This is a genomic window from Ectobacillus ponti, from assembly GCF_024294785.1.
Lineage (GTDB): Bacteria > Bacillota > Bacilli > Bacillales > Bacillaceae_G > Ectobacillus > Ectobacillus ponti.
The window spans coordinates 321639-341545 of record NZ_JANCLT010000005.1; the positions used below are offsets into that span (position 1 = coordinate 321639).

General features: G+C 51.0%; 20 protein-coding genes. 15 read left to right on the forward strand and 5 right to left on the reverse strand.

Features of this window, described 5'->3' with window-relative positions; all coding sequences use genetic code 11:
* The first annotated feature begins 126 nt into the window (after nucleotides 1–126).
* Together NK662_RS12235 and NK662_RS12240 are read left to right on the forward strand one after the other, a co-directional pair.
* Entirely contained in the window at nucleotides 127–570 is a 444-nt protein-coding gene (locus NK662_RS12235; protein WP_254759217.1) for a YfmQ family protein, read from the forward strand.
* Nucleotides 571–713: 143 nt separating this feature from the next.
* A complete protein-coding gene (locus NK662_RS12240; protein ID WP_254759218.1) occupies nucleotides 714–1589 on the forward strand; it encodes an NAD(P)-dependent oxidoreductase in 876 nt (291 codons plus the stop codon).
* Between the two features lie 143 nt (nucleotides 1590–1732).
* Here NK662_RS12240 and NK662_RS12245 read toward each other — a convergent pair whose 3' ends face one another.
* Nucleotides 1733–2386: a DJ-1/PfpI family protein gene (locus NK662_RS12245; RefSeq protein ID WP_254759219.1), complete on the reverse strand. Its 654-nt coding sequence runs from the start codon at nucleotides 2384–2386 to the stop codon at nucleotides 1733–1735.
* A 375-nt stretch (nucleotides 2387–2761) separates the two neighbouring features.
* On the opposite strand from NK662_RS12245, the gene NK662_RS12250 reads away from it, so the two are divergent.
* From NK662_RS12250 to NK662_RS12260, 3 genes are all read left to right on the forward strand, one after another.
* The gene (locus tag NK662_RS12250; protein ID WP_438503615.1) at nucleotides 2762–4051 is read left to right on the forward strand and encodes an Nramp family divalent metal transporter; all 1290 of its coding nucleotides are present in this window, start codon (nucleotides 2762–2764) and stop codon (nucleotides 4049–4051) included.
* Nucleotides 4052–4187: 136 nt separating this feature from the next.
* Nucleotides 4188–5288, forward strand: a complete 1101-nt coding sequence (locus NK662_RS12255; protein ID WP_254759220.1) for an NAD(P)H-dependent flavin oxidoreductase — start codon at nucleotides 4188–4190, stop codon at nucleotides 5286–5288.
* Nucleotides 5289–5488: 200 nt separating this feature from the next.
* On the forward strand, nucleotides 5489–7471 hold the full coding sequence (locus NK662_RS12260) for a penicillin-binding transpeptidase domain-containing protein (RefSeq protein WP_254759221.1): 1983 nt from the start codon (nucleotides 5489–5491) through the stop codon (nucleotides 7469–7471).
* A gap of 41 nt (nucleotides 7472–7512) precedes the next feature.
* Here NK662_RS12260 and NK662_RS12265 read toward each other — a convergent pair whose 3' ends face one another.
* The gene (locus NK662_RS12265) at nucleotides 7513–8628 is read right to left on the reverse strand and encodes an NAD(P)/FAD-dependent oxidoreductase (protein ID WP_279664407.1); all 1116 of its coding nucleotides are present in this window, start codon (nucleotides 8626–8628) and stop codon (nucleotides 7513–7515) included.
* Between the two features lie 289 nt (nucleotides 8629–8917).
* Here NK662_RS12265 and purT point away from each other — a divergent pair, with 289 nt between their 5' ends.
* Nucleotides 8918–10102, forward strand: a complete 1185-nt coding sequence (gene purT / locus NK662_RS12270) for a phosphoribosylglycinamide formyltransferase 2 (protein ID WP_254759223.1) — start codon at nucleotides 8918–8920, stop codon at nucleotides 10100–10102.
* 183 nt (nucleotides 10103–10285) lie between these two features.
* Nucleotides 10286–11152, forward strand: coding sequence for an EamA family transporter (locus tag NK662_RS12275; RefSeq protein ID WP_254759224.1), 867 nt, complete (start codon nucleotides 10286–10288; stop codon nucleotides 11150–11152).
* A gap of 142 nt (nucleotides 11153–11294) precedes the next feature.
* Here the strand turns inward: NK662_RS12275 and NK662_RS12280 are convergent, their stop codons facing one another.
* The 3 genes from NK662_RS12280 to NK662_RS23750 form a co-directional block, all read right to left on the reverse strand.
* Nucleotides 11295–11534, reverse strand: coding sequence for a hypothetical protein (locus NK662_RS12280; RefSeq protein WP_254759225.1), 240 nt, complete (start codon nucleotides 11532–11534; stop codon nucleotides 11295–11297).
* A 28-nt stretch (nucleotides 11535–11562) separates the two neighbouring features.
* On the reverse strand, nucleotides 11563–12765 hold the full coding sequence (locus NK662_RS12285; RefSeq protein ID WP_254759226.1) for a hypothetical protein: 1203 nt from the start codon (nucleotides 12763–12765) through the stop codon (nucleotides 11563–11565).
* Between the two features lie 218 nt (nucleotides 12766–12983).
* Entirely contained in the window at nucleotides 12984–13325 is a 342-nt protein-coding gene (locus tag NK662_RS23750) for a DUF192 domain-containing protein (protein WP_368736066.1), read from the reverse strand.
* Between the two features lie 530 nt (nucleotides 13326–13855).
* Here NK662_RS23750 and NK662_RS12290 point away from each other — a divergent pair.
* The 8 genes from NK662_RS12290 (at nucleotide 13856) to NK662_RS12325 (ending at nucleotide 19905) form a co-directional block, all read left to right on the forward strand.
* On the forward strand, nucleotides 13856–14035 hold the full coding sequence (locus NK662_RS12290) for a Flp family type IVb pilin (protein ID WP_254759227.1): 180 nt from the start codon (nucleotides 13856–13858) through the stop codon (nucleotides 14033–14035).
* Between the two features lie 546 nt (nucleotides 14036–14581).
* Nucleotides 14582–14761: a Flp family type IVb pilin gene (locus NK662_RS12295; protein WP_254759228.1), complete on the forward strand. Its 180-nt coding sequence runs from the start codon at nucleotides 14582–14584 to the stop codon at nucleotides 14759–14761.
* A gap of 83 nt (nucleotides 14762–14844) precedes the next feature.
* Nucleotides 14845–15348, forward strand: a complete 504-nt coding sequence (locus NK662_RS12300; RefSeq protein ID WP_254759229.1) for an A24 family peptidase — start codon at nucleotides 14845–14847, stop codon at nucleotides 15346–15348.
* A complete protein-coding gene (locus NK662_RS12305; RefSeq protein ID WP_254759230.1) occupies nucleotides 15345–15719 on the forward strand; it encodes a TadE/TadG family type IV pilus assembly protein in 375 nt (124 codons plus the stop codon). Before NK662_RS12300 ends, NK662_RS12305 begins: the two co-directional genes overlap by 4 nt.
* On the forward strand, nucleotides 15720–16691 hold the full coding sequence (locus NK662_RS12310; RefSeq protein ID WP_254759231.1) for a pilus assembly protein TadG-related protein: 972 nt from the start codon (nucleotides 15720–15722) through the stop codon (nucleotides 16689–16691).
* 30 nt (nucleotides 16692–16721) lie between these two features.
* On the forward strand, nucleotides 16722–17330 hold the full coding sequence (locus tag NK662_RS12315) for an RcpC/CpaB family pilus assembly protein (protein WP_254759232.1): 609 nt from the start codon (nucleotides 16722–16724) through the stop codon (nucleotides 17328–17330).
* The gene (locus NK662_RS12320) at nucleotides 17327–18505 is read left to right on the forward strand and encodes a CpaE/TadZ family protein (RefSeq protein WP_254759233.1); all 1179 of its coding nucleotides are present in this window, start codon (nucleotides 17327–17329) and stop codon (nucleotides 18503–18505) included. Before NK662_RS12315 ends, NK662_RS12320 begins: the two co-directional genes overlap by 4 nt.
* Before the next feature lie 17 nt (nucleotides 18506–18522).
* Nucleotides 18523–19905, forward strand: coding sequence for a TadA family conjugal transfer-associated ATPase (locus tag NK662_RS12325; protein WP_254759234.1), 1383 nt, complete (start codon nucleotides 18523–18525; stop codon nucleotides 19903–19905).
* Nucleotides 19906–19907 lie beyond the last annotated feature (2 nt).

Sequence of the window (19907 nt, forward strand, 5' to 3'; positions counted from 1 at the left end):
AATCAAATAGCTGACGAATGGGTATCTTATTTTGTGACGAAATAGTGAAAGTTCGTGGCAGTGGTCTATTTTGCGAACAGAAGCCTTGTATAATGGTGTGACAAGATGTATGGGAGATGGTGATGCATGACATGGACTGTTCTTGTGCCAATGATCCTGTTTGGGATTTTTAAGATTGTGGTGTCTTCGCTTCCGAGCGGAGCGGTGGATTGGATTCAGAAAAAGGTGGAGACGCATCAAAAGCTTGACGCGAATCTGGTGGAGATACAGGTGAATGGCGAGAGTCTCGGCCATGAGGAGAAAATGAGGGTGATAGAAGCTTTTAACGAGGCAGCCTTCCTGGAACAGTACGCTGTCTTCCCTGGGTATGAGCAGGCCTATCTGGATCCGGAGAGGGGCGGAACTCCCTTTGTTCTCCATGTGCAGAGAGGGCGTAAGAGGATCAGAATGTTTTTATACTGCTATACTGACCGTGTGGACGTGGTAAAGCAGCACAAAAAGAAGATTACGGCGTACAAGCTCCGTTCAAACTACCTGCAGCAGCGCAGGGCGGCAGCTGCGGCTACATGAGAAACAGGCGGTCTAGACCGTCTGTTTCTTCTGTTTTCCCGTATCTCTGTACAGACAGGGCGCCGTATTTGTGAGAAGAAAATAGAATCATGTACAATACAAGTGATACATAGATGAATGAGCATACAGAAGGAGGAATTCAGATGAAAGAAGTGGGCTTTATCGGACTTGGCAGTATGGGTGTGCCGATGGTTCAAAATCTGCTGAAGGAAGGATTTAGGGTGAAGGTGTACAATCGGACACCGGAAAAAGCGAGCGGGCTTGTTGAAGCGGGGGCACAGCAGGTGTATCATCCGTCCGAAGCAGCGGCTGCCGGAGGAATTGTCATTACAATGGTATCCAATGATCAGGCGCTGCAGGAGGTAACGCATGCATTCGCGGATCAGCTGGGGGCCGGGGGTGTTCACTTGTCAATGAGCACTGTATCTCCGGAAACATCCCGGCAGCTTGCCTTATACCATCAGGAGCGCGGCAGTGAGTATGTTGCCTCTCCGGTATTCGGCCGGCCGGAAGCTGCCGCGGCCCAAAAGCTGTTCATTTTGTCATCCGGCCCGCGTGAAGCGAAAGAGCGGGTGCAGCCGCTGCAGGAAGCATTGGGACAACGGGTGTTTGACATCAGCGAAGAGCCGGGCGGTGCCAATGTGATCAAGCTCGGCGGCAACTTTATGATCATGGCGGCCATGGAGGCGATGGCAGAGGCCTTCAATTTGGCGGAAAAGAGCGGCATTGACCGGAATCTGGCTGCTGAAGTATATGCTTCCACCTTGTTTAACTGCACGGTCTATCAGGGCTATGGCAAGATGATTGCCGGCAAGGCCTTTGAGCCGGCGGGCTTCCAGCTTGGACTCGGGCTGAAGGATTGCAATCTGGTCCTGCAGGAGGCCAACAGCCTGCAAACGCCGATGCCGTTGGCGAGCCTGCTGCATGACCGGCTCCTTGCTTCCGCGGCAAAGGGCCGCGCGCAGCAGGACTGGTCGGCCTTGGCGCGCATCGCATTAGAGGAAGCCGGGCTCGAATAAGGAAGAGCAGGACGGATGCGTTATCTGTCCTGCTCTTTTTTACTATAAAAATATTATGTAAACAATAAGGCGTCTCGTATATGAGGGGGACACAGGTGAAGAAAAAGAAATCCCCTGCAGCAGCTGCCCGCAGGGGAAGAGAATCAGCAATATTCAATATCGTTTTTGTAAAGCTCATAGGCTTCCTTATATTCCATGATGCGCGCCACCTCGGCAATAAAGTCTTCGTCATAGCCCGCTTTCCGCAGCAGATGGAAGCCCATCTCCATGCCGGAAGCAATGCCGCCTGCGGTTACGATGCGTCCGGCATCCACCACACGGGCGCGGCTGATTTTGCAGGCAGGCGCGATGTCGGCCAGGCGGTCAATCGGCACTTTGCCCACATTGGAGGCCTCCAGGCGGTCCGGCTCTTTGCGGTTTGTTGCGGACAGTCCGTCCAAAAGCCCCATGTTGCCATAAATCCAAGAGCCTGTACATACACTTGTCAGCAGTGTTGCTTCAGGCAGGGAGGAAATAAATTGCTGCAGGCGTTTGTTGTGCATCTCCTGTCGGGTGCCGAAGCCGCCGGGAATTAGGAATGCATCCATATCCGGCATATCGTTGAAGCTGTAGTTTGGCAGCACAGTGAAGCCGGCTTGCGTCTGAACCGGTCTCATTGCATCCGAAATCAAAAACGCGTCCAATTCCGGATCCAGTCTCCGGGCGACTGAAAACACGCCATGCGGAGCGGCATAATCTACAATTTCTGCATCCTTAAATACATATATCCCCAATCTGAAACCTTGTTTTTTGCTCATGCTGCTACCTCATTTCTTATGATAAAAGTTTCTTGTCAGCTCACAATACCATAAAAGCGCTTTATGTTCTATTTTTTTTGTACGCGTTCTCAGGCCCTCCTGCATTTTTTTTGCAGAATTCCAACACACGAGCTGGACGGGGCTCGGGGGCTCAAGCGGTCTGTCGTCTGGGGAGCGCGGGTTCCGTCAGAGTCTTCTCTTGCTGATTTGCTGTCACAGAGCCTGCTGTGAAGCATATTGTAATACAGGGAGAAAATTTGCGCCCGGGCAAATTTGTTTGAATGGGGCATTATGATGTGATAAAATTTGGTCTAAGGAAACATAGATGTACCAGGTAAAAATACGGGTATGCTTTAAAAGCAAGGAGGAGTACAGGTGGGCAAAGAAATCATGGCATCGAAGCGGGTTTCTTTCGCGAAAATCGATGCGCAAGCTGCTTTACCAGAGAAAACCCGCGGTCTGAAGCGACTGCTGCCCTTCTTGGGACCGGCATTTGTCGCAGCAATTGCTTATGTCGATCCGGGGAATTTTGCTACGAATATTGCGGCCGGCTCCAAATTCGGCTATTTGCTGCTTTGGGTCGTGCTGTTTTCCAATATAATCGCCACTTTAATTCAGACTATGTCTGCCAAGCTCGGCATTGCTACGGGGAAAAACCTGCCTGAGCTGGCTCGTGAGCAGTTCCCGGCCGCAGTGGCTGTTGGCCTGTGGGTTCAGGCGGAGCTGGTCATTATGGCCACAGACCTGGCGGAGTTTATCGGCGCCTCATTGGGATTATATCTGCTGTTTGGGATTCCTTTAATGCCGGCCGCCCTCATTGCGGCTGTCGGTTCCTTTGCCGTCTTGGAGCTGCAACGCCGCGGTGTGCGCTCGCTTGAAGCGGGCATTACCGGACTTTTGTTCATCGTGGTGATTGGCTTTGTTGCCCAGGTGTTCTTTGCCAAGCCGGATGCGGCGGCAGCCCTGCACGGATTGTTTGTTCCGGAGTTTCAGGGCGTGGACAGCATTCTGCTGGCAGCCGGCATTGTCGGCGCCACTGTCATGCCTCATGCCATTTATCTGCATTCTGCCCTCACGCAGCGCCGTATTGTCGGCCGGACAGAGGCAGAGCGGAAAAGTATTTTCCGCTTTGAATGTATTGATATTTTAATCGCCATGTTTATTGCCGGCGCGGTGAATATCTGCATGCTGATTGTTGCAGCTGCCCTATTTGCCAAGAACGGATTGCATGTAGAAGATTTGACGGTTGCGTTTCAGCAATTTGGCAGGCTTGCCGGTCCTGCTTCCGCCATCCTATTCGGGGTAAGCCTGCTGGCATCCGGTTTGTCCAGTTCATCCGTCGGCACGATGTCCGGCGATGTCATCATGCAGGGATTTATCAACAAGCGTGTTCCGCTGTATGTGCGCCGGCTGATTACAATGGTGCCGCCGCTTGCCATTATCATGCTGGGCGTGAATCCGTCCTATGCGCTTGTCATGAGTCAGGTTGCACTGTCCTTCGGGATTGCATTCGCCTTAATTCCGCTGATTTTGTTTACAAGCAACCGCAAGCTGATGGGCAGCTTGGTGAACAAGCGCGCAACAACCATTTTGGCATGGGCGGCAGCGGTGCTGATTATTACATTGAACATATTTTTGCTGTATCAAACATTTTTCAGTTCATAAGCAGAGAAGGTTGGTTCTGTGTGCACACAGAATCAGCCTCTTTTTGTATACTTAGGTTTCTGCTTGCTGTTCTCTCTGGAAGGAATTACTATAAATACGGAAGTGTTGAGAAGTATAGAGACTGGAGGCGGACAATATGCTGTGCAACGAGGCAACAAGGCTGCTGCAGGTGCAGTATCCAATCATACAGGCCCCCATGGCAGGCGGCGTAACAACGGCCAAGCTGGTGGCTGCGGTTTCAAATGCAGGGGGACTCGGATCCATCGGGGCTGGTTATTTACATGCTGCACAAACACGGGAGCTGATCCGGGAGGTAAGGCAGCTCACAAGGAACCCTTTCAGCGTCAACCTATTTGTCCCGAATGAGTTCCATGCTGAAGAGGAGGAAGCGGCTGCCGCCGCTCAACTGCTGCAGCCCATCTGTGAGAAGCTGGGAATATTGTATGATATGCCGCAGCGCCCCGATATAGAGGCGGTTCGGGCGGTCTTTGACGAACAGGTACAAGTCGTCATAGATGAGAAGGTTCCGATTTGCTCTTTTACCTTTGGAATTCCTTCTAACGAAATCATTGCGAAATTAAAGCGGCATAATGTTCTCTTGATTGGCACAGCCACTACGGTTGCAGAGGCGGCAGCGGTGGAGCAGGCCGGTCTCGATCTGGTCGTGCTGCAGGGAAGTGAAGCCGGGGGGCACCGGGGGAACTTTATCAGCGAGTTTCCAGAGAGCATAATTGGGCTTATGTCACTGATTCCGCAGACTGTTGACAGGGTGGGAATTCCTGTGATTGCGGCCGGCGGCATCATGGATGGCAGAGGCTTACTGGCTGCTCTTTGTCTGGGGGCAAAGGGAGTTCAAATGGGCACAGCCTTTCTGACTTGTGAGGAAAGCGGCGCTCCTGCCGTTTATAAGGCTGCTCTTTTGTCTGCAAGTGAGGAGGAAACGGTATTCACCCGGACCTTTTCAGGGAAATGGGCAAGGGGGATTCAAAACACCTTTATGAAAGAAATGCAAAAGCATGAAGGTGCAGTTCCTGCGTTTCCAATCCAAAATGCATTGACGCAGCCAATCCGGAAAGCGGCAGCCTCGCAGCAAAATCCGGCGTTTATGTCACTCTGGTCCGGTCAAAGCCCAAGGCTGGCAAAGCGGCAATCGGCAGAAGCGTTGATAAGGAGCATGGCAGCGGAAGCAGAAGGAATTGTACGCAGCATGGGAGTATCATGCCGAAGGAGCATTTGAATGCTGGGAAGAAAGGAGACGGTACAGCTGTTTCCTTTTTTCTTTAGATGCTGTTGTTCATGTTCCGCATGCTTGGAGTGGAAGGTGCTTGCTTGTTGAAACGGAATCCAGGTGCTTTATATTTGAAAGTGTAAAAAAATATGTTAAATAAAATGCTTTTTCTGTATAATTGAGTGGGAGTACATAAGGGGGGACTGCAGTTGAGAAAGCGATGGATTGCGTTGGCGGCGCTGCTATTTCTGGCGGCCTGCAGCAAGGAAGCCAAACCGGAGGAGCGTTTGCAGGAATATGTGACTGCTTGGAACAAGCAGGATTTTGCCGGTATGTACAGTATGCTTGCGAAGGAAACAAAGCAGAAGATCAGCAAGGAAGAGTTCGTGCAGCGGTACGAGAAAATCTATCATGATATTGAAGTGAAGCAGCTGCATGTAAAGGCGGAAAAAGCATCTGATTCAAAGGATGAAAAAGCGGAAGCGGTACGCCGCTACCAGTTGGATATGGAGACGATAGCCGGTCCTGTTTCGTTCCGGCAAGATGTTCACCTGGTGAAGGAAAAGGTGAAGGATGAGGATACATGGAACGTGGAGTGGGATGCCTCGCATATTTTCCCGGCCATGAAAGAAGGCGACCGGTTGGGAATAGATACGTATGAGGCAAAGCGCGGTGAAATATTGGACCGGAACGGGAATGGGCTTGCCGTGAACGGGAAAGCGCCGCAAGCCGGGATTGTCCCGGCGAAGCTGGGCGCTGATGCGGAGGGTACAAAGGCTTCTTTGGCCAAGCTGCTGCAGGTATCGGTTGCCGAAATCAACAGCAAGCTGGAGGCAAAATGGGTAAAGCCGGATTTGTTCGTGCCTATTGCTTTTCTGCCTGGCGGGGCAGATGAACAGGCGTATTTGGCGCTTCCCGGAGTGGGAATACGCAATGTGGCAGTGCGTGACTATCCGCTGGGGGAGGCGGCAGCCCATGCGGTCGGCTACATCCGGGAAGTGAGCGCGGAGGATTTGGGCAAATTGAAGGAGAAAGGCTATCAGACCGGCGATGTGGTGGGAAAAGCCGGGCTGGAGCAAGTGTATGAGGCCAAGCTGCGCGGCCAGGATGGCGCACGCCTGTATATCATAGGAGCGGACAAGCAGGAGAAGGGGCAGATTGCCAAGCGGGATGCCCGGGACGGACAAACGATTGCAGTCACACTGGACAGTAAACTGCAGCAGGAAATATATGCACAGCTTGGAGGCGAAGCTGGAGCTGCCACGGCTCTGCAGCCGCAAACGGGAGAATTGCTGGCACTCGTCAGCAGCCCATCCTACAATCCCAACAGCTTTGTCCGTGGACTGCGGCCTGAGCAATGGCAGGCATGGAATGAAAATCCGCAGAAGCCTCTCTTAAACCGCTTTACAAAAGCATATACGCCGGGCTCTGTCTTTAAGCCTGTTACAGCGGCAATCGGCATGCAGGCAGGCATAGTAAAACCGGATGAAAATAAGGCCATTACAGGGTTGAAGTGGGCGCAGGACGCATCGTGGGGCGACTACTATGTGACGCGCGTCAAGGAGGCAAGCCCGGTCAATCTGGAGCAGGCGCTTCTTTATTCTGATAACATTTATTTCGCCCAGCAGGCATTGGCGATTGGAGCCGATAAGTTTGAAGAGGGAGCAAAGGCCTTCGGATTTGGCGAAAAGCTGCCGATTTCTTATCCGTTTCAGCAGTCGCAGCTTGGGGCGCTGAAGAAGGACATCGCGTTGGCCGATACAGGCTATGGGCAGGGAGAGGTGCTGATGACGCCGCTTCATGTGGCTCTGACGTATGCGCCAATCGTCAATTCGGGCAAAATCCCTGCCCCTGTTCTTGTAAAGGGGGAAGAACAGCCGAAGGTGTGGAAAGAAGGAGCGATGACAACTGAAGAGGCCAATCTATTGAAAAGGGCGTTAACGGCAGTTGTCAACGATCCGGAAGGAACCGGCCGGGCCGCGCAGCTTCCGGGCCGTTTGCTTGCCGGGAAAACAGGCACTGCTGAGCTGAAGCAGGAAAAGGCGGAGGCAGGGAAGGAAAACGGCTGGTTTGTCGGATTTGATGCCGCCTCTCCGAATCTCATTGTAGCCATGATGGTGGAAGACGTAAAGGAGAAGGGCGGCAGCAGCCATGTTGCGGAAAAGGTGCGCCGCTTGTTTGCAATCAAATAATGTGACGACAAAGGAATACCCGGCTTCGCCGGGTATTTTTTCTATTCGCTGCATGCCTGAACCGGGTCATAGCGGCTGACATCAAGCTCTGTCGGCTCACCTAAAGCAAGCTTTGCCAGCTCCGCGCCAAGGTAAGGGCCGGCAGTCAAACCGGAGGCGCCCAAGCCATTTGCAATCAGCAAACCCTCATAATGCGGCAGCCTCCCAATGACCGGCAAGAAGCCCGGAGTGAATGGGCGAAAGCCCACCCTGGTCTCCAGCACGGCTGCATCCGCCAATCCCGGCGCAATGGCCAGTGCTTTGTCAAAGACTTCGTGCAGGCCTCCGGCTGTCACCCGTGTGTCAAAGCCGGTTTCATTTTCATGAGTTGCACCTGTTACAATGCGGCCATTTTCAAATGCCAAAATATACTGGTCATTTGGCGGCATCACAACAGGCCAATTGTCTGTGCCGGCCTCCGGCAGCTGCAGGTGCACAATTTGGGCTTTTTGGAAGGTTCCGCGAAACAGAATGCCGAGCGGCCGCAGCAGTTCATTCACCCAGGCGCCGACTGTCACAAGCACTTGATCTGCCTGCAGGATGCTGCCCGCAACTGTAACACCTGTCACCCGATTATTTTCGTATATAAGCTCTGCATCCCCCTGCAAAACAGTTGCACCGTGCTTTTGGGATGCATGTATCATGGCCAGGCGCAGGGCTGCCCCGTTCACACGCGCCGCCCCGCTTATGTAGACAGAGCCGTATTGCTCTGACAGCGGCGGAAACAGAGCCTTTGTTTCACTTGGGGACAGACGGAGAATTTTCCCGATTTCCGGTGCGTCCTTCCGCCGCAGCCGCGCCCGCTCCTCCAGCTGTTCCAGCTTTTCTTCCGTATGCAGGCAGATGGCGCCAGCCCGTTTGTAGCCGGTATCTGTCTCACCATCCTCCTCGAGCTGCGCCACAAGGGTGCTGTAATAGCGCGCTCCATTTTTCGCCAATGTATACCAGTCTTTATTGCGGCGCTGCGACAGCCACGGACAGATAATACCTGCCGCCGCATCCGTGGCACGTCCGGCATCCTGGCGGTCCACCACCGTTACGCGGGCTCCGGACCGCGCCAAATGATAGGCGGCGGAAGCCCCGAGAATCCCTGCTCCTACTACAATATACGATTGCATATGAAACACCTTTTCTTTTTTGGAATATGCATCCTATTGTACACGAATTGGAAGGCTCTGCACAGGCAACCTGCAGAACAAATGAAGCCGGTTGGGAGCTGGGGGAGGAAATGCCTGCTCCCATCACCGCGCAGGCTGGAGAGTCGTGTTTTTCGCCGAAACTCAATCATTTCAAATGGAGAAAGACCAATTTGTTGTCAAATTTAAAAAAAGACGAACAAAAATATATTTTATTTTTGTATAGTTCGTTTATAATGGTGTTGAAGAGATGTGGGGAGGAATGTCTGCTATGTATCAAGCGAAAAAAATGCTATTGCTGGGATCAGGAGAATTAGGAAAAGAGGTTGTCATTGAGGCGCAGCGCCTGGGAATTGAGACTGTTGCGGTAGACCGGTATGAGCACGCTCCGGCCATGCAGGTGGCACACCGCGGCTATGTGATTGACATGCTGGAAGCGGAACGCGTCAGAGAAATCATAGGGAAAGAGCAGCCGGATTTTATCGTGCCGGAGATTGAGGCGATTGCCACATCCGAGCTGCTGAAATTAGAGCAAGAAGGGTTCCGGGTGATTCCGACCGCGCGTGCAGCCAAGCTCACTATGGACCGCGAAGGGATCCGCCGTTTGGCTGCTGAAACGCTGCAGCTTCCAACCGCGAAATACCAGTTTGCTGATACATACGAAGAGTTTGTGCAAGGTGCGAAGGAAATCGGCTTTCCTTGTGTCATTAAGCCTCTTATGAGCTCTTCCGGGAAAGGACAAAGTGTCTGCCGTTCTGAGCAGCAGCTGGAGGAGTGCTGGAGAATTGCGATGGAGGGCGGACGCGTGCAAAACGGCAGAATCATTATAGAGGAGTTCATCCGCTTTGACTCCGAAATCACTCTCCTGACCGTACGTTCCGTGAGCGGCACATCATTCTGCGCTCCGATTGGACATGTCCAAAAGGACGGGGATTATATTGAATCTTGGCAGCCTCACTATATGACAGAGCAGCAGCTGCAGGAAGCGGAGCGTGTTGCCAAAGTCATCACAGATGAACTCGGCGGCTACGGATTGTTTGGTGTGGAGCTGTTCTTGTCAGGAGATACGGTGTATTTCAGCGAGGTGTCTCCACGGCCGCATGATACAGGACTTGTGACGCTGGTAACACAAAACCTGTCAGAGTTTGCCCTGCACGTCCGGGCTATTTTGGGGTTCCCAATTCCAGAAATTACACTGGTAACCCCAGGCGCGAGCCGCCCGTTAAAGGCGGATACAGAGCTGAATGAATACAGCATCGGCGGGCTGGAAACCGCTTTGGCCGTGGCGAATACGCAAATTCGTGTATTTGGCAAGCCTGTCACAAAAGTGGGACGCCGGGTCGCAGTTGCTCTGTCAACTGCGGATACGGCAGAAAAGGCGAGAGGGTACGCCAAAGCAGCGCTGGACCATCTGCAGGTGCAAAAGGGGGAACAGGGCTTGAGCAGCGAAGTGTAAGCTTTTTCTACTGGTAAAGGGGCATGATTCAGGAGAGGATCAGGCATACAGAAGCCATTCCGTATGCCTTGTCCTTTCTATCGGTGAGGGCATTTCCTCCCGGCGCCCTGCTTTTCATACATAAAATGCAGCCATCCACTATACAGTAAGATACATAGGCAGACACAAGAGGATGGATGAAGCATGAGTATTGGACTGGCTTTTCTGGCAGCGCTGTTCGCTGCACTTACCACGGTCTTGGCAAAAATGGGAATTCAAAATGTGGATTCCAACTTGGCTACAGCAATTCGGACGATTGTTGTCGTATGCATGGCTTCTCTCATTGTACTGGCTACCGGCCGATGGGACAGCCTGTTTGCCGTTTCAGGAACATCACTGCTATACCTTGTTTTGTCGGGCATTACAACGGGTTTGTCCTGGATATGCTTTTTCAGGGCCATTCAAATTGGCGATGTGTCGAAGGTGGTCCCCATTGATAAATTCAGTACGGTTATGACAATTCTGCTGGCATTCCTTATCTTGCATGAGCCGATTACGCCGCTGGTTTTCGTGGGAGGATTTCTCATTACAATTGGAACCCTCATGTTGATCGGGAGGAAGCCGGACGCTCCTGCGCAAAGGAAGAAAGCAACACAATCCTATCTGCTGCTGGCGGTGCTGTCGGCTTTCTTCGCAGCAGCAACAAGCATCCTGGCGAAAATCGGAATTGAAGCTGTGGATTCCAATGCGGCAACGCTGATTCGGACGGTTGTCATTCTCTTTTTTATATGGGCCATTGTTTTCTTTCAGGGCACATACCGTGAAGTGAGGAATATTACGAAAAAATCCTTTTGGTTTCTTGTGCTTTCCGGCTGTGCCACAGGACTTTCCTGGTTGTGCTACTTTGCTGCCCTTGCAATGGGAAAGGTATCCATTGTGGCGCCGATAGACAAGTTCAGCGTTGTGATTACGATGGTGCTCAGCTTTCTTGTTTTGAAGGAGAAGGCTTCCAAGCGCACCATTCTGGCAGGTGTTGTCATCACAGCAGGCACCGTTGTGCTGATTGTATAATAATGCCAATAGGAGTGGCGAATCTGCAAAGGGGCAGAGTTGGCATGTGCTCCGGGCGAGACAATTCAAAACAAGCCTCTTGTTCAATAAACCATCACAGAACATGAAACAGGGCTGCCGATTGCGGCAGCCCTGTTTCTGTTCAGGAAGAGGGGAATAAATATTTTTCAATGGTTTGCTGCATGCGGCGGGCAAACTCGTTCCAATATAATAAGGTCACTCCCGTCATTTCCTGAGACTCATTTTTCCGCAGGACATACACATAGGAGTCATCTCTTGTATAACGAATTTGTTCATTTTCCGCTAAAATGCCGCTGCTTTGAATACGCGACTGCAGCTCATCCTTTGTCAAACTGCCCCGCTCTCTTCCGCGCTGCTCCATATGAAAGGAAATCCGGGTATCAGCTGCCTTAAAGATAGCCTCGGATATGCTCTTCCACAAGGTGCAGAAAATGCAGGGACAAATCTCTTTGGATGTGGTCCCATGTCTGCAAAATACCCAGTGTCGTGGAGACATACCCTTGTTCTTGTGTTAAGCGCAGCAGCTCCTCCTTGGCTGCCGGGCTCAAGAAACCGATTGTTTCATTCAATAGACGAATGATGCGTTCGAGCTCCTTGTCATGTGCCGGGGCTTCCATTGAAAGAGCTGGCAGCACAGCGGGTTGCACTTCTGCGGGTTGCTCTACTGCTGCAGCGACAGGCGTTGCCTCTGCTGGAGCCGTCGGCTGAACCGGCATGACAGTTTGGTTTTGCGCAGCCATCTTGGAATACTGCTCCAAGAAGACACTGCTGGCTGTCCGCTGTGTCTCATTTGTCGTAATGTTCATGAAGGCGGATACAAACGCAGCCGCCTGTTCAAGACGATAGGAACGGGATTTTCCGAGTATCTTATGCTGGATAATCTCCACCTGCGGCAGCAGCATGCTGCGGAAGGTTGGGTTCTTGGACGACAGCTGCAGGAACGAAAGCAGCTGTGACTCCAGGCAGTACCATTCCTGCTGCTGGAACACAAGCAGCTTGCGGTTGCCGCAACGGAATGTCACACTGTTATCCACTTGGTCCGGAATCTCCCTGGCTTGTCGATGCTTGGCAGCATGCTTTGGCTGCGGCTTTGGCTGGGGGGCCGCCTCCGGTTGGACAGCCTGATCGGATACCTGTTGCGGCTGGGCCTCCGGTTCTGTCTGCACAGCCTGCTGCGCCTCCTCTGCAGTCTCTTGCTTTGAGATTTGCGCTGGTTCTGTTGTTTCTTCCGGCAGGGTCTTGTCCTCTGCTGCTGTATCCCGCAGAACCGCCTCTTCCACCTCTGTTGCAGAAACCTGCTCTGTTGCTGCAGTTTCAGCTTCTGCTTGCGGGGCCTCCGTCTGTGCTTGTTCCGGTGTATACCAAGCCAAGTAGGCCTGCTTTTCTGCATCGCTCCATTTGCGCATATAGCGGTAGTAAATGCTCTTTACTGTTGCGGCAGGGGCACCCGCTTGTTCTGCAACCTGCTTGTTCCATTCCTTAAAGGTTGTCTCTGCTTGTTCAGCTTGCGCGGAGCAGAGGTGAAACAGAATCTGCTGTGTATGCGGAGATAAGCGCTGAAACTTATCTGTATAGGCTGTTTCAGTCGGCATGGAAGAATCCACTCCTTTCTAGTACAAGTATACTCTCATTCTATCACGACTTGTGAGTTTACATATACTAGTTACAAAGATTGTTTGAATTACTTTTTTATCCAAATGCAAACATCTGGCAGGAAGGCCCGGATGCTACAGACCATTCCGGCCATTTACATATAGGGTGATTACAGAAAAGAAAGTCTGCACAGCTTCGCGCAGACTTCAAAGGAACGTTACAAGTGCAACGTATCACCTGTTTGTAAATGCAGCATTTCGATAGAGCCGGCCGGGAGCTCCAGAACGGAGGAGGCGGACGTGACCGGAGCTATAAACCTCCATGGCTTTACATGTGAAGCGAGCCGTACAACTCTATTGTTCTTGTCTAAGAACACTGCGTCAATTGAAAAATTCATGAAGCACATATGGATGCTGCTGCAAGGAAGGAGCCAAAGACCTTCCTGCTGCAGCGGTTGTCTCCGGAACATCAGCCCCTTGAGCCGGGATAAAAAAGTATCGGCCCGCTTAATTCGGAAGGGAATGGATTTCCCTGCTGTTTGCTGGCTGAGACGTTTCAATGAAGCACCTCCTTTTGGCGCACAGGATCATGAAAGACGGTGTAAAGCGAGGCATGCCGCAAAATAGACAGGGTACAAGGAAGAAGGGATGTGTGCAGCATACGGACGAAAAATTCTGTAACTTATTTTTTATATCCTTTAATCGTAACTATTGCATTTTACGATGGCTTAATATTATAATAACCATTAAAGAAAGTCACTCGATTTTATTTATTTTTATATTCTTTATGAAGAACGTGAGAACTGGGTTTGAATAAAAATCCGCATGGGAAATGAATAAGCTTCAGCGGTTTGAAGGAATTGCAAGCAGGGTTGCTTTATCTCGTTATCCTTTATTAAGAACAGCAGGTTTTTCTTCATTTTGTGTTTTAGACGATGTAGTGCCGTTGAAGATCTTATGCTTCCGAGCAAACATCGTTAAATTCTCATTTTGGCATAAAGTCGGTGCAAAGACGAATGCTATTGTATGAATGAGTCTTGCATTGCTTTATATATAAGCAAACAATTTAGTTTGGAGGAGGAGAAACAGCATGTGGGAGAAGACGAAACATTTCGCAGTCAATGAGGATGGACAGGGCATGACAGAGTATGGGTTGATTCTTGCTTTGGTAGCTGTTGTGGCAGCAGCAGCCTTGACGCCGCTGGGAACTGCCATCAAGGCCAAGTTTAACGATGTCGTAACACACCTTGGCGGTACACCTGCACCATAACAGACTCTCTTTAAAAAGGGGCACTCGCGGGTCTGAAACAGCAGGGTTCTCATTCCAGCAAAAGATGAAGGTGTACAGGTGATTATATACAGCGTGTTTGGAATGGCACTGCTGATGTTGCTTATCACAGATATAAGACAACGAAAAAATGTAAGCATTGTTAACACACCTCTCCATTTTATTCGGCCTCCTCAGTCACAATGTAACGCAAGGGCGGGAAGGGCTTTTGGTCCAGCTTTTTTTGTCGGGCCCGGCATGCTGCTTCTGGGATGAAACGGCATAATAGTAAGATAGAATATTAGAATATTAGTTTCCCGAGTAATGCTGAGTCATTGGCTGTTTCTGTCCGCTCGTTCTTTAAAAAGAATAAAACATGCGTTTTCTTGACTGGTTTCAATTGTTTTGAAGGCCCTTGCATTTTGAAATTTTTTATTGTTTCATTCTTATTTTGGTATAAAGCAAGTATAAAGACAAATATGACAAGTCAATAAGTCTTGTACTGCTTTACATACAAATACAACATTAATTTTGAGGAGGGGGAGCAACATGTTGGAGAGGGTAAAACATCTTGTGGCAGATGAAGAGGGGCAGGGCATGGCAGAGTATGGTTTGATCCTTGCTTTGGTAGCTGTTGTGGCAGCAGCAGCCTTGACGCCGCTGGGAACTGGCATCAAGGCCAAGTTCAATGAGGTCGTAACAAAACTTGGCGGTACACCTGCACCGTAACAGGCTTTCTTTAAAAAGGGGCACTCGCGGAACCCTGCTGAAACAGCGGGGTTCTCATTCCATTAAAAAATGGGGTTATATACATGATTATACAAAGCGTGCTTGGAATCACGCTGATCACGTCGCTCATCACAGATATAAGGCAACGGAAGATTCTAAACATCGTAACATTTCCTGCCATGCTGTTCGGCTTCCTCTATCATACTGCAGCGCAAGGATGGAATGGTGTTTTGTTCAGCGTGTCCGGTTTTCTGGTGGGCCTTGGTGTGCTGCTTATCCCGCATTTACTTGGGGGGATGGGGGCAGGGGACGTTAAGTTAATGGCGGCTGTCGGAGCAATGATGGGTTCTGCGTTTGTCTTTCATGCGTTTCTCTATACAGCGATAATTGGCGGAGTCATTTCAGCGGCTCTGATCATGAAGAAAAACGGTATGTGGAACACGATAAAATCTGCAATTTTCATCGTTATATTCCTACGAATGGATGTGGTTGTATCGCCGGATGGAAAAGGGCATATTACCTTTCCCTATGGGATCGCAATTGTACTTGGAACGGGTTGTACCTTTGTTTGGGGAGGTTTGGCATGAAGAAGGAAAGCGGCCAGTCGCTTGTCGAATTCGCCCTCGTTCTTCCGGTGCTGGTTCTGCTCATATTTGGCATAATTGATTTCGGACGCGTGCTTCATACATATCTGACTTTGGATCATGCGGGCCGGGAAGCGGCCAGAGCAGCTAGCATTGGAAAAACAGACGCAGATGTAAAAAGCGTTGCTGATGCAAATGCGGCAGGCTTAACGGCGAGTAAACTCACTGTAAGCATAAGTCCGTCAGGCACAAAAAAAACGGGAGATTCTGTGGAAATCACTTTGACATACCCCATTGACTTTTTAACGCCTGTTGTGGGAGAGGTTGTCGGGTCATTTTATCTAAAGGATAAAACAGTGATGAGGGTGGAGTAAATGAAGCGGCTTTGGAACAAATTCAACAGTGTTCGAAGCGAGGCCGGCAATGTGGCGGTGACTGTCGCTCTTTCAATGGTTGTTATGACTGGCATGGCCGGTCTGGCCATTGACGGGGGAAGGATGTACATGGAAAAAAGCCGGCTGCAAAAGGCGCTGGATGCAGCTGTGCTGGCTGGGGCGCAAAAGGTTGCGGTCAGCCAGACGGAAGCAATTTCTGTGGCCAAGCAGATTTCCGGACAGAACGCTTACACACTGGCAGACAGCGAGATTACAGAAATTTCAAATCAATCAATCAAGGCACAGAAAACTGTACATGTTCCGACAACCTTTGCCAATGTGCTGGGCATTGCTTCTGCTTCCGTCACCGCCAAAGCAAAGGCGGCCGTCAGCTATGTGTCCAAGATTGGAAAAGGAAATGTCGCGCCGATCGGGGTGGAAAATGTAGCGTCATATTTTGACGGCGGAAGCCACATAGTTTCCTTCCCAAAAAGCGGAAATCATCCAACAGCAGGCATGGCGGGATATGTGGACTTCGACAATCAGGGCGGAGGAGGCGGGCAAAATTTATCCGACCAAATTTCAAACGGGTACAATGGATACGTAGAAATCGGCCAAACAGTTCTTGCCCAATCAGGCAGTCCGACGCCGGCACTGACAGCATTAAAGGACCTCGTTGCTCTGGATGCCGGAAAAGCTTATTGCCAGCAGCCATCCACAGCCGACCACACATGTGCGCGCGTGATCTATGTTCCCATTCTGAATTCATGGTCAGGATTAAAAATTGTGGGCTTTGGCGCTTTCTGGATTGATACTGTTCAGAGTGGAGGAAATGGCAAGGGCGGTGGAACTGGCAATAACGCAGACAGGCTGACGGGGCAGTTTTTAAAGCTGGTGGCACCAGGGGACGTCGGAGTCGGGGCAGGCGGAGGCATAAATTCCGGCTTGAGCACAATTAAATTGGTGGAATAGCAAGCTCTTTTGAAATGGTGGGAGGAACACATGAAAACAAGACAAATTTGGGTATGGTCTGCGCTATTCGGGGCAATTGTAGCGGTTCTCCTATATATATCTATATTTTCGAAGCAGTCTGATTCTGCAGCCGCCAATCTCAATGGGGCAAAGACAAGCGAGAACGGCAGCGGAAGACAGGACGGGGAAGGCAATGCAGCAAAAGTGGATGAGGAACGGCAAACCAAGCGCGAAATCAGCAACAAAATGCTGGAGGTGGCAGAGGGCAAACGCGCGATTTCCTTAAAGGCGGAACTGGCTCCGGGAGTATCCGGGTATGTGGAGCCGGGGGCCAAAGTGGATATCATTGCCTATGACATGACAAAGGATGAGAAAACAAATAAGCAATATATAGGGTCGGAGCTGGTGCTGCAAAACGTGAAGGTGTTGGCATCCGGAAAGTCCGTTGACAAGGGGGCGGAAGCACTTCGCTACGAAACGATTACAGTGGAGGTCACCCCGGAAGAGGGAGTACTGCTGAGTCTGGCTGCCAAAGAGAAAAACGGGTTCTATTTTATGCTGCGCAACGGGAAGGATGACGGTTTCAAGCAAAATACGCATATACAGCGCGAAATCGTGAAAGAGGGGGGCAGCTCATGAAGGTGAAATGGTATTTATATGCAGACATTGATACCCAGGATCAGCGCATCCGTGAACTGTTTTCCTTCAGGCAGTACCCACTACAGGAGGTGCCGCCGGAAGAGGACCTGCGTGAGCATCTGGCCCAAACAGCTTCTGGTGTGGTATTGATTCAAGGCAGTACAGACCGTGTGTACGAGGTCTGCCAGAATGTGTCTGTGCTGTATCCGCACATTTATATTATTTTGCTTGTTCCTGATTCTGTGAAAGGCATCCGTAAAGCGATGCGGGCCGGCGCCTCTGATATTTTGTCAGAGGATTGCCGGATGCAGGATTTGGAGAATGCCATTGAGCAGGCTGAGCATTACGTGAAGCAGCGCAGCGAAAAGGGATTGATGCCGCCGGTCAGTATCCGCGAGAATAAGGAAATTGTCATGTCTGTCTGCAGCATGAAGGGAGGCACCGGCCGTACAGTGCTTGCGGTGAACCTGGCGGCGGGATTTGCCCAAAGGGGCTGGAGAGTAGCTGTTATCGATGCAAACTTTCAATTTGGTGACATAGCCGTACAATACAATCTGAGGCCGAAGCGGACCATTTATGAGTGGGTTAAGGAGGGGTATGAGAGTGGCGGGTCTGATATTGAAGAGTATATGACCAAGCATGCATCAGGCGTTTCCGTTCTGGCCGCCCCGCCCCGTCCGGAATTTTTTGAAGTGATTGATGAAAAGCATGTGCAGGCGGCAATTGCTGCCTGCAAGGACATCTTTGACTTAACGATCATTGATACGCCCTCATACTTATCCGACATTCATATCACTTGCCTGGAGCAGTCCGACCATCTGTTGCTTGTGACGACAGGCGACCTGCCGGCAGTCCGCAGCAGTGCCTTGTACGTGGACACCCTATCATCCATGCAACTGAAGGAGAAGCTGAAGGTTATTTCAAACCGGGAGCTGAAAAAACAGCCCCTTAGCGCGAAGCGGGTGGAAGAACTGCTTGGTGTGCCGGTATACGCTGCTTTGCCGGAGCACCCGGCTGTCCCTGACTCCATTAATATGGGAATTCCATACATCGTTGCGAAGCCGAAAACACCCGTGGCAAAAGCGACTTTGGAGCTTGTGGAAAGGCTTGCCGTCAAAGATGCAGGACAGCCTGAACAGGTCAAGAAAAAAAGCTGGTCACTACTACGCAAATAAAGGGGGCCGAGTGAGCCATGTCAATTTTCAGACGCGCAGCTGCTGATAAGAAGGAGAAAACCGGGGAGTCTCAAAGCATCCCAAAAGAAATTTCCGCAGCTGTTCAGACGGAGGCAACGCCTGTGGTGAAACCCTCTGCGAGAAAGAAAGAGTTTCTGGATATACAAGCACAGATGCATGCATACTTGATGGATGAAATTAAAAAATATGCCGCCAGCGGAGAGCAGGAGCGGACAAAGGTCAGGGAGCTCGGCCAGGCATACCTGGACGAGGAAGGAAGCCGGCTGACCTTTGAAGAGAAGCAGGAGGTACTCCAGCTGGTGGAGCACGAGCTGCTTGCTTACGGGCCCATTACGCCTCTTCTTGAGGATCCGCAGGTGACAGAGATTATGGTGAATGGCCCATCTCAAATTTATTATGAGAAGCGGGGAAAGCTGTATGGGAGCGAGGCATCATTTCAAGATCATGCCCACGTCCTGCGAGTCATTGAACGGATTGTGGCGCCGATTGGCCGCCGCGTGGATGAAAGTTCTCCAATGGTGGATGCGCGTTTGCCGGATGGCTCACGTGTCAACGTCATTATCCCGCCGCTTTCGTTAAAGGGCCCGTCCATCACAATCCGTAAATTTTCGGCACGGGCACTGGAAGTCGAGGATTTAATCCGGTATGGAACCTTAAGTGAGGAAATGTCCCAGTTTCTGAACGCATGCGTAAAATCCCGTCTGAATATTTTTATCAGCGGAGGGACGGGCGCTGGCAAAACAACCCTGCTGAATGTCATGTCCTCTTTTATACCCCATGATGAACGGATTATTACAATTGAGGATGCGGCAGAGTTGCGCCTGTCGCAAGAGCATGTGCTCCCTCTGGAGGCAAGGCCTGCCAATATTGAAGGGCGCGGACAAGTCACAATCCGCGAACTGGTGCGAAATGCCCTGCGGATGCGCCCGGACCGCATTGTTGTCGGTGAGGTTCGCGGCGCAGAGACATTGGATATGCTGCAAGCCATGAATACGGGACATGACGGCAGCTTGAGCACAGGCCACGCCAATTCGCCGCGCGACATGCTGTCGCGCTTGGAAACAATGGTGCTGATGGCCGGCATTGAACTGCCGGTGCGGGCAATCCGTGAACAAATTGCCAGTGCGATCGATATCATTGTACATCAATCACGGATGAAGGATGGGGCGCGCCGTGTCACCCATATCACGGAAGTGCTGGGTATGGAGGGTGACACAATTGTTCTGCAGGATTTGTTCCTGTTTGAGGAAACAGGCCGCACAGCGGACGGCGCGGTGACAGGCGCATTCGTGTCTGCGGGCATCCGGCCGAAAATTGCCGACCAGCTTGAACTGAACGGCTTTAAGCTTCCGGCATCCTGGTTTATGAGGCAGTGGTAGCA